Raw genomic sequence first — 16467 nt, forward strand, 5'->3', positions numbered from 1 at the left:
GGATATGGACACGACAGCCCAACACGAATTGGCCCAACACGAATTGGCAAAGCAAGCGCCTTTGCCTGCCGGCCCGCGGCTGACGCTGTCCGGTATCTCGAAGAGTTTTCCCGGCGTGCGCGCCCTGCACGATGTCAGCCTGTCGCTCTATGCCGGCGAGGTGACCGCGCTGATCGGTGAGAACGGCGCCGGCAAGTCGACGCTGGTCAAGATCATGACCGGCATCTACCAACCCGACGCGGGCACGATCAGCATCGACGGCGAGGCCGTCACCCTGTCCAGCGCGCACGCCGCCTTCGGCCACGGCATCACCGCCATTCATCAGGAAACCGTGCTGTTCGACGATCTCAGCGTCGCCGAAAACATCTTTCTCGGCCACGCGCCGCGCACGCGCTTTGGCACCATCGACTGGCGCACCATGCGCAAGAACGCCAAGGAAGTGCTGGACACGATGCGTGCCGGCCACATCGACGCCGACGCGCGGCTGAAGGACCTCGGCATCGCCAACAAGCACCTCGTTGCCGTCGCCCGCGCCATGTCGATCGACGCGCAGATCGTCATCATGGACGAGCCGACCGCGGCCTTGTCGATGAAGGAAATCGAGGAGCTCTTCTTGCTCATCGAATTCCTCAAGAGCGAAGGCAAGGCGATCCTGTTCATCAGCCATAAATTCGATGAGATCTACCGCATCGCCGACCGCTATACGGTGTTCCGCGACGGCGAGATGGTCGGCGAAGGGCTGATCAAAGATGCCGGCCAGAGCCAGATCGTGCGCATGATGGTCGGCCGCTCGGTCGACCACATCTTTCCGCAGCGCAAGGCCGAGATCGGTGCGCCGGTGCTCTCGGTCGCCGGCCTGTCGCACCCCACTGAATTCGACGACATCGGCTTCGAGTTACACAAGGGCGAAATCCTCGGCTTTTACGGCCTGGTCGGCGCCGGGCGCAGCGAGGTGATGCAGGCGATATCAGGCATCACCCGCACCTCGGCCGGCACGATCACGCTGGAAGGCAAGACCATCACGCCGAAATCGGCAGCGGATTCGATCGATGCCGGCATCGTCTATGTGCCGGAGGAGCGCGGCAAGCAGGGCGTGGTGATCGGCCTGCCGATCTTCCAGAATGTCTCGCTGCCCTCGCTCAAGCGGACCTCCAAATCCGGACTGTTGCGGCTGGCGGAAGAATTCGATCTGGCCCGCTCCTACACCGAACGGCTCGACCTCAGGGCCTCCTCGCTCAGCCAGGATGTCGGCACGCTGTCGGGCGGCAACCAGCAGAAGATCGTCATTGCCAAATGGCTGGCGACTGCGCCCAAGGTGATCATTTTGGACGAACCGACCAAAGGCATCGACATCGGCTCCAAGGCCGCCGTGCACGGCTTCATGGCCGAGCTTGTGGCGCAAGGTCTGTCGGTGATCATGGTGTCGTCCGAACTGCCGGAAATTCTCGGCATGTCCGACCGGGTCGTGGTCATGCGCGAGGGCCGCATCGCTGCGGTCTACGACAACAAGGAGCTTGACGCCGAAACGCTGGTCAAGACGGCAGCGGGGATCGCGGCATGAAAGCTCTTGTCAAATACCGCGAAGTCTGGCTGCTTGCGGCAATCGTCGTGCTGATCGGGCTCATATCGACCCGCTTCCCCGCCTTTGCCGATCCCGCCAATCTGCGCCAGGTGTTCAACGACACCTCGATCCTGATGATCCTGGCGCTCGGTCAGATGGCGATCATCCTGACCCGTTCGATCGATCTGTCGATGGCCTCGAACCTGTGCTTCACCGGCATGGTGGTGGCGATGCTGAACGCCGCGCATCCGGCCATTCCGATCCCGCTGCTGATCATCATCGCCCTTCTCGTCGGCCTGGTGCTCGGCGCCATCAACGGGCTTCTGGTGTGGCGGCTGAACATCCCGTCGATTGTGGTGACATTGGGCACGCTGACCATCTATCGCGGCGCCACCTTCGTCATTTCGGGCGGCGCCTGGGTCAATGCCGACAAGATGAGCCCTGATTTCATCGGCTTCCAGCGCGCGGCCTTCCTCGGCATCCCGGTGCTGTCGTGGATCGCCATCCTGGTCATCGCTTTGTTCTTCCTGCTGATGACGCGCACGGCACTTGGCCGCTCGATCTATGCCATCGGCGTCAACCCAACCGCGTCGGTCTATGCCGGCATCGATGTCGGCCGGACCAAATTCATCGTCTTCTGCCTCTCCGGCATGATCGGTGGTCTCTCAGGCTATCTCTGGATCTCGCGCTATGTGATCGCCTCGGTCGAGGTCGCCAATGGCTATGAGCTCAACATCATCGCCGCCTGCGTCATCGGCGGCATCTCGATTGCCGGCGGCATCGGCTCGGTCGGCGGCGCGGTGCTCGGTGCGCTGTTCCTCGGCATCATCTCCAACGCATTGCCGGTGATCAACATCTCGCCGTTCTGGCAGATGGCGATTTCGGGCAGCGCCATCATCCTGGCCGTGGTGCTCAACGCACGCGGCGAACGCCGGCAAGGCCGCATCATCCTCAGAAAGGCGGAAGCGGCATGACCAACATTTCTGCCCCGCGCCACATTCCCAACCGGCTCGACAAGCCGCTCACTTCGGCGATCTTTTCCTGGGAAGCGCTGCTGGTCGTGGTCGCCGTGGCGATCTTTGCCATCAACAGCTTCGCCTCGCCCTATTTCCTCGACCCGTATTCGCTGTCCGATCTCACCTTCAATTTCACCGAGAAGGGACTGATCGCCTTTGCCATGGCGCTGCTAATCATCTCGGGCGAGATCGACCTGTCGGTGGCGGCGATCATAGCGCTCGCATCGACCATGATGGGCATGGCGGTGCAGGCCGGTGCCGACACACCGGTGCTGGTGGCGATCGGCATCGTGGTCGGACTCGGCTGCGGCGCCTTCAACGGGCTGCTTGTCACAAGGCTCGGCCTGCCCTCCATCGTCGTCACCATCGGCACGATGAGCCTGTTTCGCGGCATCGCCTTCATCATCCTCGGCGACCAGGCCTACAAGGGTTACCCTGACAGCTTCGCCTTCTTCGGCCAGGGCTATGTCTGGTGGGTGGTGTCGTTCGAACTGGTGCTGTTCCTCATCGCGGCCGTCATCTACTGGTTCCTGCTGCACCGGACGAGTTTCGGCCGCCGTGTCTTTGCCATCGGCAACAATCCGGTCGCGGCGCAGTTTTCCGGCGTGCGCGTCGGCCGCATCAAATTCACCCTGTTTTGCCTGACCGGGCTGATGGCGGGCATCGCCTCGGTGCTGATCACCTCGCGGCTAGGTTCGACGCGACCGTCGATCGCACAAGGCTACGAGCTGGAAGTCATCACCATGGTTGTGCTCGGTGGCATCAGCATTCTGGGCGGCGCCGGCAGCATGCTGGGCGTCGTGCTGGCCGCCTTCATCATGGGGCTGGTGACCTTCGGGCTTGGCCTGCTCAACGTGCCCGGCATCGTCATGTCGATTTTCATCGGCCTGCTGCTGATCATCGTCATCGCGCTGCCGATCGTCTGGCGGCGGCTGCGGCGGGAGCGCTTCGCCTGATGGCCGAGAAATACGCGTTCAAGATGCAGCTCAAGCCGGGCATGAAGGCCGAGTACAAAAAGCGCCACGACGAGATCTGGCCGTCGCTGGTCGCGCTTTTGAAACAGGCCGGCATCTCCGACTATTCGATCCATCTCGATGCGGAGACCAACACGCTGTTCGGCGTGCTGTGGCGGCGCGACGACAACGGTATGGCCGACCTGCCGAAGCACCCGGTGATGCAGCGCTGGTGGGCTTACATGGCCGACATCATGGAGACCAAACCGGACAACGAGCCGGTGGCGGTGCCGCTGGAAACCGTGTTCCATATGGAATGACTGATATCAGACACATCGCCGTCATCGATATCGGCAAGACCAACGCCAAGGTGGCGCTGGTCGATCTCGCCACATTGAGCGAAGTTGCGCTGCGCCGCATGGCGAACGTGCCTGCCACGGGCGGGCCCTACCCGCACCACGATGTCGAACGCCTATGGGCATTCATTCTCTACAGCCTCGCCGAAATCAATCGCGAGCAGCGCATCGACGCGATCTCGATCACCACGCATGGCGCGACGGGAGTGCTGGTGGATACGTCCGGTGAACTGGCGCTGCCGGTCCTTGACTATGAATTCGATGGCCCGGACACCCTGGCTGCGGACTACGATGCTGCCCGTCCGGCCTTTGCCGAGACCGGCACGCCGCGCCTGCCGCTCGGCCTCAATCTCGGCGCGCAATTCTTCTGGCAGCAGAGGCGCTTTCCCGCTGAGTTCGCCAAGGCCACCGCGATGCTGATGTATCCGCAATACTGGGCCTTGCGCCTGACCGGTATCGCCGCCAACGAGGTGACCTCGCTCGGCTGCCACACCGATCTGTGGAACCCGTGGAAAGCCGATTTTTCGTCGCTGGTCGATACGATGGACTGGCGTCGGCTGATGGCGCCGGTGCGACCGGCCAAGGACCGCCCCGGCGCGATCCTGCCGGCTCTCGCCGCGCAAACCGGTCTTGATCCGCAGACGCCGGTATTCTTAGGCCTGCACGATTCCAACGCGTCGCTGCTGCCGCATCTCCTGTCCGATCCGCCGCCTTTCTCCGTGGTGTCGACCGGGACCTGGGTGGTGTCGATGGCCGTGGGCGGCAAGATGGTACACCTCGACCCAGCGCGCGATACGCTGGTCAATGTCAACGCGCTTGGTGATCCGGTGCCGTCGGCTCGCTTCATGGGCGGGCGCGAGTTCTCCGCGCTCACTGAAGGCCACCCGGAAGACTGGAGCGAAGACGATGTCGCGACCGTGCTGGCGCGAAAGACATTGCTGCTGCCCTCGACCCAGCAGGGCTCAGGGCCGTTTCCGCATCACGCCGCCGCATGGCTCAATGCCGATGGCATCAGCATCGGCGAGCGCTTTGCAACGATCTCGTTCTACCTGGCGCTGATGACGTCGACCTGCCTCGAACTGATCGGCGGCGACGGTCCGACCATTGTCGAAGGCCCCTTTGCCCGCAACCGGCTTTTCGTCCGCATGCTGGCGGCGGCAACGCGGCGCGCCGTCATTGCGTCCGAGGCTGCGACCGGCACCAGCATCGGCGCCGCATTGCTGGCGTCGGATCAGGCAACGGCGCAAGGCAAAGGCCAAAGAACCGAACCGCCTGATGATCCGGCCTGGGCCAGCTACGCGCGCTCATGGCACGTGGCAGTCGACGCACAAAGCGTTTGACGCAATTCCGGACGGAAAACCGTTTCACACTTTTCCTGGAATTGCTCTGGGCTAATTTACAAGATCCGCTTGCCGAAGGCCGACATGACGAAATTGACCACATCGGTGCCGATCCGAGGCTCCAGATCCGCGGTCAGCCCCGAAACATCCATCGACAACAGACCGCCGGAGAGCGCGATCGCCTCCATCGCCTGATGGGTTTCGCGCACGGTGAGGCCGCCGGAGCCAGCCGGCCAGCCGGCGAATTCGGTGACCTCAGGCGAATAGCTGACATGGAAGCCTTGCGTCCCCGAGGTGGCGATGCGGATCGCCTCATGCATCAGGTCGCGCATGCCCATGGCGTCGATGTCGGTCATGGTGAAGGCCGACACACGCGAATCCTTCAGCACCCGCACTTCCGCCGGATCGGCATGGCGCAGACCGATGATGACGACATTTTCCGGCGACAGCTGCGGCTGCATCGCACCGGGCTTGTGGTCGAGCCCCAGCGTGCGCGCCAGCACCGAGGCTTCCGCCAGGTCGATGCCGTCTTCGTCTTCGGGCATCAGCGCCGCGATGGAATCGATCCAGATCAGACCAAACGAGTGCGTGGCCCGCGCAGTCGTCGTCAGCGCCTTGTGGGCGGTGCGGCGGTCAGCGCCGGCGGTCAACCGGATCAGCCCGGAGGGCGGCCGCTCGACATCGGCCAGTTCGACGACGTCGAAGTTCATCGCCTCCAGCCGGGCGCCGGTCGCTTCGCGGGCCAGGATGCCGACCGCAGCCGGTTCGGCCGTGATCTGCACCATCTTGCGGCCGGAAAAATCCTCGACATCGTGCATCGGGGCCTTTTCGACATATTCCGAGGTCATCGCCAGCAGCATGGCGCCATAGCTCATGCGGAAGGCGACGCGGTCGCCGACGGCGGGCGGCGGGTTGGCGTCGTTGACGTCGAGAAGTAGATGGTCGCTGGAGGCGCCGAGCACCCGCACGCCCTTGGCGATCGGCGTCAGCCCTTCGATCAGCACATCCTCGCGGCCGATATTGGCGATGGCGCGCAGCCGGTCGCCCTCGTCGGGAAACACCGGCTGGTTGCCGAACGCATCGTAGCCGGATTGCCCGATCGGCCGCGACGGCTTCAGCTTGACCTCGATGATGTCGCAGGTCAGGCGGCAGGCATCGGGTTCGAGTTCCGCCCAGGGCGTATCGCGGAAGGTTTCGATACCGCCTTGCAGGATCGCTTCGCCGACGCGCAGATTGTTGATGCCGGCGGGCAGCTTGCCTTCGAGCAGCAGCGTCAGCGACGACGACGCCCCGCCGGAAATCAAGTCGAGCCTTGTGCCGGCCAGACGCTCGGTCTTGTAGGCGTGGGCGACGAGCTGCCCGAGATTCTCCTGAGTCGGCATGATGGCGCCAAAGCAGCCGAGATTGGTGCCGATGCCGGCAATGCGCACGCCCTTGAGCGCCAGGATCTGCTCGACTGTCGGGATAAGATCGTTGGGCCAGATGCCTTCGCGGAGGTCGCCGAGATCGATCATCAGCATGATGTCGTGGACGCGGCCCATGCGCTCGGCGATGCGCGACAGTTCGCGGATGGTGGAGAGTTCGGATTGCAGGCTGATGTCGACGGTGCGCACCATTTCCTCGATGCGCGCCATCGGCGGGCTGCGCAGCAGCATGATCGGTGCGTTGATGCCGCTGTCGCGCAAGCGGCGGATGTTTTCGAAGCGCGATTCGGCGATGCCCGCAACACCGCCGCGCAGCATGGCGCGCGCCACTTGCGGCATGCCGCACGTGCCCTTGGTGACGCCGAAGACCTTGATGCCCGACAGCGCGCAACGTTCGACGATGGTGCGCGCGTTGCGTTCGATGCGGCCAAGATCGATGGCGACTTGCGGTCCCGACATCGCCTAGTTCCTGTAGACCAGCCCTTGCGGGTCGATCTCCGGCTTGCGGCCGGCGACCAGATCGGCAAGGAATTTTCCCGAGCCGCAAGCCATGGTCCAGCCGACATGGCCGTGACCGGTGTCGAGATAGAGGTTTTTGTAGCGCGCCTGGCCGATGACCGGCACCGAGTTCGGCATCATCGGCCGCAAGCCGGCCCACAGCACGGCCTTCTTCTCGTCGAAGGCGCCGGGGAAAAGATCCTTGCCGGTCCTGAACATGGTGGCGAAATCGCCTGGTTTGTGGGTGCGGTCGAAGCCGGTGAACTCGGCGGTCGAGGCGAGCCGCAGCCGGTTGCCGAGCCGGGAATAGCCGATCAGCTGGTCCTCGTCGGCGCCACCCATGGTCGGCCCCTTGCTCTCGTCTTCCAGGGGAATCGTCGCGGTATAGCCCTTCACGGGGTAGACGGGCAGGTCGATGCCGTAGCGGCGGCCAAGCAGGCCGCTCTCCGGCCCCATCGAGATCACCACCGCATCGCCCGCTATCGGTCCGGCCGAAGTCATCACCGCGCGCACCCGGTCGCCCTCTATGTCGAGGCCTTCGACCGTCGTGCCGTAGAGAAATTTCACGCCGAGTTTTTCCGCGGCGTAGGCGGCGAGATTTTGCGTGAACTGGCTGGAGTCGCCGGTCTGGTCGATCGGCGAATAGACGCCGCCGGCGATCTTGTCTTTCACACCGGCAAGACCTGGTTCGATCTCGACGAGCCGGTCGCGACCGACGATCTCGATCGGCAGGCCGTGCTCGGCGAGAAAGCGGTAGTTGTCGGTGCCGGTGTCGAGACTGTGCTGCGAGCGGAAGAAATAGAGAATGCCTTTCTTGCGCTCGTCATAGTGGATGCCGGCGTCGGACGAGATGGCATTGATGCAGTCGCGGGAATAGAGCGCCAGGCGCAGCTTGACCTGGCTGTTGGCGCGCAGTCGCTCTTTCGTGCACTGCCTGAGGAAACGCAGGCTCCAGGCGATGAAGTACGGATCGAAGCGCAGCCGTACCTTGATGCCGAGATCATGATTCCAGAGCGCGCGCAAAAAAGTCTTCAGCGCGGCGGGCGAGGCCCAGGCGGTGGCGTCGCCGGGCGAGACCAGGCCGGCATTCGACTGGCTGGCGCCGCGCGCCGCCGCCGGGTGACGTTCGATCACCGTGACGTCGTGGCCGTCGCTGGCCAGATAGTAGGCAGCCGCCGCGCCGACCACGCCGGCTCCGAGCACCAATATCTTCATGCGGCCCCCCAAAAGAATCAAATTCGGCCAAAGCGCCTCCACGCTTCGCCGCAAAGCCTTCAATAGCGCTTAAGCGCCCAGCCGACGAGCCCTTGGATGAAGAACTGTCCTCAGCCCCGCGCCGAATTCTTGCTGGTCAGGATGCGTTCCCAGGCCAGCGCGTCGGCGACGATCTGGTCGAGATCGTCGCGCTGCGGCGTCCAGCCGAGTTCGCCGCGCGCCAGCTCCGAATTGGCGACCACGGCAGCGGCATCACCCGGGCGGCGATCGCCCATCTTCACCTCGAAATCATGGCCGAAGGCGCGGCGCACGCTGTCGATCACTTCAAGCACCGAATAGCCATGGCTGTAGCCGCAATTGGCGACCAAGCTGGTTCCACCGGCGCGCAGCCGCTGCAGGGCCAGCCGATGCGCTGCCGCCAGGTCGCTGACATGGATGTAGTCGCGCATGCAGGTGCCGTCCGGCGTCGCATAGTCGGTGCCAAATACCTGCATGAAGGGGCGCTTGCCGAGCGCGGTCTCGCAGGCGACCTTGATCAGATGCGTGGCGCCCGGCGTCGACTGGCCGGTGCGGCCCTTCGGATCGGCGCCGGCAACGTTGAAGTAGCGTAGCGCCGTATAGCGCAGCCCGTGCGCAATGGCAGCATCGCGCAGCATCCATTCGCTCATCAGCTTGGACAGACCGTAGGGCGATTCGGGCGCCAGGCGGGCATCCTCGCGCACCGGCTCCAGCCCGGCGGCGCCATAGACGGCGGCTGTCGAGGAAAAGATGAAATTGGGCACGCCTTCGCGCACCGCGGTTTCGATCAGCGTGCGCGTCTTTGAGGTGTTGTTCTCGTAATAGCCAAGCGGATCGGAAACCGATTCGGGAACCACGATCGAGCCGGCGAAATGGATGATCGCGTCGACTTTGTTGTCGCGGATGACCCCGCCGACCAGCTCCTTGTCGGCGACATCGCCGACGACGAGCTTGGCCTCGGGCGCCACCGCCCACTCAAAACCAGTCGAAAGCCGGTCGAGCACGACGACGCTTTCGCCCGCATCCAGCAATTCCCAGACCATATGGCTGCCGATATAGCCAGCGCCGCCCGTTACCAAAACCGTCATCCGCGTCCTCTTTTACTCATGATTTATCGGAAACTGTCTCAACGACCGCCTTACTGGAAAGCCTTCGGCAAGGCCATTAGAAACTCCCGAATGTAAGATCCGTAACAGTCTCATCGGTCCGTGGCATCGTACGGAAACAAAATTGATCCACATCAAGGGAATAGGCCACGATATGGGATCGTTAGGAACAGGCTTGGGGCGTGGCATTTTGACCAAAAAGGTCCGGTGGACGCCGAATGGGGCAATGATTATGATCCCGCGCAAAATTGGAAAGTCGACATGAATTATCAGCGGTTCTTCGAGGAAGCGATCGACCAGCTCCATGCCGAGCGTCGCTACCGCGTCTTCGCCGACCTCGAGCGCATCGTAGGGAAGTTCCCTCAAGCCATCTGGCGTTCCAACGGCCGCGCCGAGGAAATAACCGTCTGGTGCTCCAACGACTATCTCGGCATGGGCCAGCACCCCGACGTCATCGCCGCGTTCCAGGCCGCAGCCGGCAAGATGGGCTCCGGCGCCGGCGGCACCCGCAACATTTCCGGCACCAGCAACCCGCTGGTCGAGCTCGAACTGGAACTGGCCGACCTGCACGACAAGGAAGCCGCACTGGTCTTCACCTCGGGCTTCGTCTCCAACGAAGCCTCGATCTCGACCATTGCGCGGCTTTTGCCGAACTGCCTGATCATCTCGGACGAGCTGAACCACGCTTCGATGATCGAGGGCGTGCGGCGCTCGGGCGCCGAGAAGAAGATTTTCCGCCACAACGACGTCGCCCATCTCGAAAGCCTGCTGCAGGCGGCCGGCCGCGAGCGCGCCAAGCTGATCGTCTTCGAGAGCGTCTATTCGATGGATGGCGACATCGCGCCAATCCGGCAGATCGTCGAGCTGGCCGAGCGCTACAACGCCATGACCTATATCGACGAGGTTCACGCCGTCGGCATGTACGGACCGCGCGGCGGCGGCATCACCGAGCGCGAAGGCCTGGCCGACCGCATCGACATCATCGAAGGCACGCTGGCCAAGGCGTTCGGYACGCTCGGCGGCTACATCACCGGTACAAGTGCGGTGATCGACGCCGTGCGCTCCTATGCGCCGGGCTTCATCTTCACCACGGCGCTGCCGCCGGCYGTYGCCGCTGCCGCCACCACCTCGATCCGCCACCTGAAGCGCTCGCAGGCCGAGCGCGACGCGCAATTGCGCCAGGCGACGCTGACCAAACAGGTTCTGGCCGCCGCCGGCCTGCCGGTGCTGGAGTCCCCCACCCATATCGTGCCGCTGCTGGTCGGCGATCCCGAGCTCTGCAAGATGGCCAGCGACCGCTTGCTTGGCGTGCACGGCATCTACATCCAGCCGATCAACTACCCGACGGTGCCGCGCGGCACCGAACGGCTGCGCATCACGCCGACGCCGTTCCATACCGATGCGCTGATCGCCTCGCTGCAGGACGCACTGGTCGAGACCTGGGACGCGCTCGGTATCCCCTACGGTTCGGCTGGCCGGCCGTCGGTGGCCAAGAGCGACCGCATCATTCCGCTATTGGTGCCGAAGTCTGGCGGCTAGACGCCGCCTCCTCAAACGGTCTTCATCCATTTCGCCAGCCGGTGCGCGGCTTCCTCGAGCTGATCGAGGCGGCGGTGGAAGCACAGCCTGAGGAAGGCTTCGCCGCCGGGTCCGAAGGCGGTGCCGGGCGCCAGGCCGACATTGGCCTTGTCGACGATGTCGAAGGCCGCAGTTCGGGAATCGGTGATGCCGTCGACGGTGAAAAACAGATAGAACGCTCCTTGCGGAACGGTGAAGCGGGCCTTGCCGGTAGCGCCAAGGATGTCGCAGACCAAGTCGCGCGCCGCCCTTGCCCGCTCGACCTGTTCGACGATGAAGGCATCGCCCTCGTCCAGTGCCGCAACGGCGCCGCGCTGCATGAACTGGGCAACGCCCGAGGTCGAATACTGGATCAGGTTCTCGAACACCTGCTGCAGAGCGGGATGGGTCTTGATCCAGCCGACACGCCAACCGGTCATCGCCCAGTTCTTGGAAAAGCTGTTGACGAACAGGATGCGGTCTTCCGCCGTCGCAATGTCGAGGAAGGACGGCGCGCGGCCATGGCTGTAGTGGAACAGCGAATAGATCTCGTCGGCGATGATCCACAGGCCCTTTTCGCGGGCGAGATCGAGGATGGCCTGCAGCGTCTGATGATCGGCGGTCCAGCCGGTCGGGTTGGACGGCGTGTTGACGAACAGCGCCTTGGTCCTCGGCGTGACCGCCGCCGCGATCTTGTCGACGTCGCAGGACCAGCCATTGCCGGACTGGTCGAGCGTGACTGCAACCGGCACGGCGCCGGCCACACCGGCGGCGGCAGCGAAATTCGGCCAGGCCGGCGACAGATAGACGACCTCGTCGCCGGCGCCGGCGACCGCGTCGAGCGCCAGCTGGATGGCGTGCATGCCGGATGCGGTTACGATGAATTCTTCCTCGGCGAAGCTCTTGCCGAAATGCCTGACATAGTAGCGGGCCAGCGCCTGCCTGAGCTCCGGAATGCCCTTCTGCCAGGTGTAGAAGGTCTCGCCTGCAGACAGTCCCCGGGCAGCGGCATCGCTGATGAAGGCAGGCGTCGGCAAATCGCCCTCACCGGCCCAGAGCGGGATCATGCCATCGCGCAGCCGGCCGTAATTGACGACGGCGACGATGCCGCTTTCGGGCGCAGCCACCGCTTCGGCGCGCAAGCTATCGATCAGGGTCATGGATATTTCCGTTTTGATGTCGAGCGAGTGCTCTTAACAGATACGAAAACAGAAAACCCCGGCCGCGAACGACCGGGGTTTTGGTCCAGAAATCTGCCTCGGGCTATTTCCTGGCGAGGAGATCGCGAATTTCGGTGAGCAGAGCGACGTCGGCGGGCGGCGGGGCCGCTGGTGCTGCCGGCTTCTCGCGCTCCAACCGCCTGCGCAGATTGTTCATGGCCTTGACCATGAAGAAGATGATGAAGGCAAGGATCACGAAATTGATCACCACGGTGATGAAGCTGCCATAGGCAAAGACGGGGCCTTCCTTGCGGGCATCGACCAGGTTTGTCGCATGCACGTTGGATGAAAGGCCGAAGAAATAGTTCGTAAAATCGGCGCTCCCGAGTGCGCCAATGAATGGCATGATGATGTCGTTGACAAGAGAATCGACGATCTTGCCGAAGGCAGCGCCGATGATGACGCCGACGGCCAAGTCCATCACATTGCCCTTGGAAATGAATTCCTGGAATTCTTTCAGCATTTGACCCTCCTGTCGTGACGGGCCGCGCAGCCGTCCCCTTTCGGCACCGACCCACTGGCAACATAACAAAAACCTGCGGTTGCAACAGACGCAAAAGGTAGAAAAATCAGCGGTTTTCACTGTGACCGTCGTCGAACACCGCGGCCAGTATGCGCCGAAAGCCGCGATGGACTTGATCCCCAAGCTGTGATTGCGTTCTGGGCTGGCCGGATGGAAAACCGGCAAGGGAGGATTTCCGGGGCGTGCAAGGCTGGTTCATCGTCATCATTGCGGTCGCCTATGTGACGTTGCTGTTCGCCATCGCCAGCCTGGGCGACCGGCGTTCGACGGCATCGGGGCCTGGCCGCGCCCGACCCTTCATCTATGCGCTCAGCCTTGCCATCTACTGCACCTCATGGACCTTCTTCGGGTCGGTCGGCCTGTCTTCCGAGCGCGGCCTCGAATTCCTCGGCATCTATATCGGTCCGGTGCTGGTGTTCGTGTTCGGCTTTCCGCTGCTGCAGCGCATCGTCAAGCTGGCCAAGACCGAGAAGATCACCTCGATCGCCGACTTCCTCGGCGCGCGCTATGGCAAGAGCTTCACCGTCTCGGCGATCGCCACGCTGATCGCGACCATCGGTGCTGTGCCCTATATCGCGCTGCAGCTGAAGGCGATCTCCGGCTCGGTCAGCCTGATGGTCGAGCATTATACCGGCTCGCCACCCTCCTTCGATCCCTTCGTCAGCGACATCTCGCTGGTCGTCGCCATGCTGCTGGCGCTGTTTGCGGTGCTGTTCGGCACCCGCCACGCCGACGCCACCGAGCATCAGGACGGGCTGGTTCTGGCGGTGGCCGTCGAAACCGTGGTGAAGCTCGCCGCCTTCCTGGCGATCGGCCTGATGGTCACCTTCCTGATCTATGGCGGGCCGGGCGACATGGTCGACAAGCTCGCCCAGAACACCGAGGTTCGGCAGGCGATGGGCTATTCGACTTCGCTCGCCACCTGGCTGGTGCTGACGGGCTTGAGCGGCTTTGCCATCATCATGCTGCCGCGCCAGTTCTACGTCACCATCGTCGAGAACCGCGGCGAGGCCGAACTGCGCACCGCGACATGGGTGTTTCCGCTCTACCTCCTGGCCATCAACCTGTTCGTGCTGCCGATCGCGCTCGCCGGTCTGTCGCTGGTCGGCAGCAGGACCAGCAGCGACCTCTATGTTTTGTCGCTGCCCTTGTTCAGCGGCCATGATGTGCTGGCCATGGCGGCCTTCATCGGTGGCCTGTCGGCGGCAACCGCGATGGTGATCGTCGAAAGCGTCGCACTGTCGATCATGATCTCCAACGACCTCGTCATCCCGCTGTTCGTGCGCAGGCTGCTCAAGACCACGACCTCCGAGAACGAGGACTGGTCGACGCTGATCCTCAATGTGCGGCGGGCGGCGATCTTCATCATGCTGTTCATCGCCTTCCTCTATTATCGCGAGAGCACCAACAGTGCGCGGCTGTCCTCCATCGGCCTGATGTCCTTCGCGGCCATCGCGCAGTTCGCGCCGGCATTGATCGGCGGCCTGATCTGGCGCGGCGCCAATGGCAGGGGTGCCGCGCTCGGCATGGTCGCCGGCATCGCCGTCTGGGGCTACACCCTGCTTTTGCCTTCGCTCGCCGCGTCCGATGCCGGCATCCTGGTCCACGGCCTGTTCGGTTTCGAGGCGCTGCGGCCGCAGGCGCTGTTCGGCACCAGTGCCGAGCCGCTGAACCACGGCGTGCTGTGGAGCCTGTCGATCAACACGCTGTTCTTCGTGTTCGGATCGCTATCACGTGCTTCGGTGCCGCTGGAACGCATCCAGGCCTCGATCTTCGTGCCGCGCGAGGCCGGCCCGATGCCGAGCCTGCGCCGCTTCCGCACCGCCATCACCGTCAACGACCTCAAGGACACCATCTCGCGCTATCTCGGCGTCGAACGTACGGAACGCTCGTTCCAGTCGTTCGAAAAAAGCAGCAACACGTCGCTGCATGGCAACGAGCAGGCCAGCATGGACGTCATCCGCTTCTCCGAGCAGCTTTTGGCCAGTGCCGTCGGCTCGTCTTCGGCGCGGCTGATCCTGTCCTTGCTGTTTCGCCGCAACGACCGCGAATCCAAGGATGCCTTCCGCCTGCTCGACGACGCCACCGAGGCGCTGCAGCACAATCGCGACCTGTTGCAGATCGCGCTCGACCAGATGGAACAGGGCATCACCGTCTTCGACCGGGATTTCCGGCTGATCTGCTGGAACCGCCAGTACCGGGCGCTGTTCGACCTGCCCGACGAAATGGGCCAGGTCGGCGTCTCGCTCGACCGCATCCTGCATCACCTGGCCGAGCGCGGCGACATTCCGGCGGAGCAGCGGGTGGCGATGCTCAACCGCCTCACCAGTTTCGTCAGCCCCTGGCAGATGGAATTGAAGACCAGCGGCCGGATCCTGGAGTTGCGTTCCAACCCGATGCCCGATGGCGGCATGGTCGCCACCTATGCCGACATTTCGGGGCGCGTCGAGCAGGACCTGGCGCTGAAGCGCGCCAATGAATCGCTCGAGCAGCGGGTCAAGACGCGCACCGTCGAACTGACCCGCGTCAACGAGGAACTGGCGCAGGCGCAGATGCTGGCCGAGGAGGCCAACCTCGGCAAGACGCGCTTCCTTGCCGCCGCCGGCCACGACATCCTGCAGCCGTTGAATGCTGCCCGCCTCTATTGCTCGTCGCTGATCGAAAAGGCCGGCAAGGGGGCGGCGGGCAAGGCGGCAAGCAACATCGAATCCTCGCTGGAATCGGTCGAGACCATTTTGGGCGCCGTGCTCGACATCTCCCGCCTCGACGCCGGCGCCATGAAGCCTGACGACAGCGCCTTCCGTCTCGACGGGCTGCTCAGCCAGATCGGCAACGACTTCCGGCCGCTCGCCGCCGAAAAGAAGCTTGTGCTGACCATCATGCCGTCGTCGCTCAGCGTCATGACCGACCGCAATCTGTTGCGCCGCCTGATCCAGAACCTGGTCTCCAACGCCATCAAATACACGCGCCATGGCCGCATCCTGGTCGGCGTGCGCCGGCGAGGCGAACTGGCCGAAATCCAGGTAATCGACACCGGTATCGGCATTGCCGGCGACAAGCTGAACACGGTGTTTCACGAATTCACCCGGCTCGACGAAGGCGCGCGCGAGGCCGAAGGCCTCGGTCTCGGCCTCTCCATCGTCGACCGCATCGCCAGGGTGCTGCGGCTGGAAATCCGCATCTTTTCGAACCCGGGCAAAGGCACGCGCTTTTCCGTCCTGCTGCCGGTGGTGGCGGTGCAAGCGCCGCAGCGCGAGATCGAAAGCAAGGCGCCGGCGCGGGTGACCGCTTCGCTTGCAGGCCTGCACGTGCTGTGCATCGACAACGACGCCCGCATCCTCGACGGCATGCGGCTTCTGCTCGAAGGCTGGGGCTGCAGCGTCGACACGGTTTCAGGCTCGAAGGATTTCGAAGCATCGGACATCCGCCGCCCGGACATCGTGCTGGCCGACTATCATCTCGACGGCGAGACCGGCCTTGGCGCGATCAGGAAGCTGCGCGCCGTCTACGGCGAGGGCCTGCCGGCGGTGCTGGTCACCGCCGACCGTTCAAACGAAGTGCGCACGGCTGCCGAAAGGCTCGACGTGCCGGTGATCAACAAGCCGCTGAAACCGGCCGTGTTGCGCTCGATGATGGCCAGGGTCAGGCCACTGGCGTCGGCGGCTGAATAACCGCCAGGG

Annotated in this window: 12 protein-coding genes; 7 read left to right on the plus strand and 5 right to left on the minus strand. The window is 63.7% G+C overall.

The window, feature by feature from the left end:
- Positions 1-4 precede the first annotated feature (4 nt).
- The 5 genes from AC1DXU_RS20395 to AC1DXU_RS20415 are packed head-to-tail and all read left to right on the plus strand — an operon-like array spanning position 5 to position 5226.
- On the plus strand, positions 5-1561 hold the full coding sequence (locus AC1DXU_RS20395; protein ID WP_477371893.1) for a sugar ABC transporter ATP-binding protein: 1557 nt from the start codon (positions 5-7) through the stop codon (positions 1559-1561).
- Positions 1558-2535, plus strand: a complete 978-nt coding sequence (locus AC1DXU_RS20400; RefSeq protein WP_477371895.1) for an ABC transporter permease — start codon at positions 1558-1560, stop codon at positions 2533-2535. The genes AC1DXU_RS20395 and AC1DXU_RS20400 overlap by 4 nt, the downstream gene beginning before the upstream one ends.
- Entirely contained in the window at positions 2532-3533 is a 1002-nt protein-coding gene (locus tag AC1DXU_RS20405; RefSeq protein WP_477371897.1) for an ABC transporter permease, read from the plus strand. Before AC1DXU_RS20400 ends, AC1DXU_RS20405 begins: the two co-directional genes overlap by 4 nt.
- Entirely contained in the window at positions 3533-3850 is a 318-nt protein-coding gene (gene rhaM, locus AC1DXU_RS20410; protein WP_477371899.1) for an L-rhamnose mutarotase, read from the plus strand. The genes AC1DXU_RS20405 and rhaM overlap by 1 nt, the downstream gene beginning before the upstream one ends.
- Positions 3847-5226, plus strand: a complete 1380-nt coding sequence (locus AC1DXU_RS20415) for an FGGY-family carbohydrate kinase (RefSeq protein WP_477371901.1) — start codon at positions 3847-3849, stop codon at positions 5224-5226. Before rhaM ends, AC1DXU_RS20415 begins: the two co-directional genes overlap by 4 nt.
- 56 nt (positions 5227-5282) lie before the next feature.
- On the opposite strand, the gene AC1DXU_RS20420 is transcribed toward AC1DXU_RS20415, so the two are convergent.
- From AC1DXU_RS20420 to galE, 3 genes are all read right to left on the minus strand, one after another.
- Entirely contained in the window at positions 5283-7109 is a 1827-nt protein-coding gene (locus AC1DXU_RS20420; protein WP_477371903.1) for an alanine racemase, read from the minus strand.
- A gap of 3 nt (positions 7110-7112) precedes the next feature.
- Positions 7113-8363: a D-amino acid dehydrogenase gene (locus AC1DXU_RS20425; protein WP_477371905.1), complete on the minus strand. Its 1251-nt coding sequence runs from the start codon at positions 8361-8363 to the stop codon at positions 7113-7115.
- Between the two features lie 110 nt (positions 8364-8473).
- A complete protein-coding gene (gene galE / locus AC1DXU_RS20430; protein ID WP_477371907.1) occupies positions 8474-9469 on the minus strand; it encodes a UDP-glucose 4-epimerase GalE in 996 nt (331 codons plus the stop codon).
- Between the two features lie 279 nt (positions 9470-9748).
- Between galE and hemA the strand changes: the two genes are divergently transcribed.
- A complete protein-coding gene (hemA, locus tag AC1DXU_RS20435) occupies positions 9749-11026 on the plus strand; it encodes a 5-aminolevulinate synthase (RefSeq protein ID WP_477371909.1) in 1278 nt (425 codons plus the stop codon).
- Between the two features lie 11 nt (positions 11027-11037).
- Here the strand turns inward: hemA and AC1DXU_RS20440 are convergent, their stop codons facing one another.
- Both AC1DXU_RS20440 and mscL read right to left on the minus strand, forming a co-directional pair.
- Positions 11038-12204 (minus strand): pyridoxal phosphate-dependent aminotransferase, encoded by a 1167-nt coding sequence (locus tag AC1DXU_RS20440; RefSeq protein WP_477371910.1) that lies wholly within the window; start codon positions 12202-12204, stop codon positions 11038-11040.
- Positions 12205-12307: 103 nt separating this feature from the next.
- Positions 12308-12727 carry a large conductance mechanosensitive channel protein MscL gene (gene mscL, locus AC1DXU_RS20445; protein ID WP_477372250.1) on the minus strand — a complete coding sequence of 140 codons (420 nt, stop codon included), beginning with the start codon at positions 12725-12727 and terminating at the stop codon, positions 12308-12310.
- 242 nt (positions 12728-12969) lie between these two features.
- Here mscL and AC1DXU_RS20450 point away from each other — a divergent pair, with 242 nt between their 5' ends.
- Positions 12970-16458, plus strand: a complete 3489-nt coding sequence (locus tag AC1DXU_RS20450) for a PAS domain-containing hybrid sensor histidine kinase/response regulator (protein ID WP_477371912.1) — start codon at positions 12970-12972, stop codon at positions 16456-16458.
- The last annotated feature ends 9 nt before the right edge of the window (positions 16459-16467 follow it).

The sequence above is a fragment of the Mesorhizobium sp. P3_A10 genome, assembly GCF_056403175.1.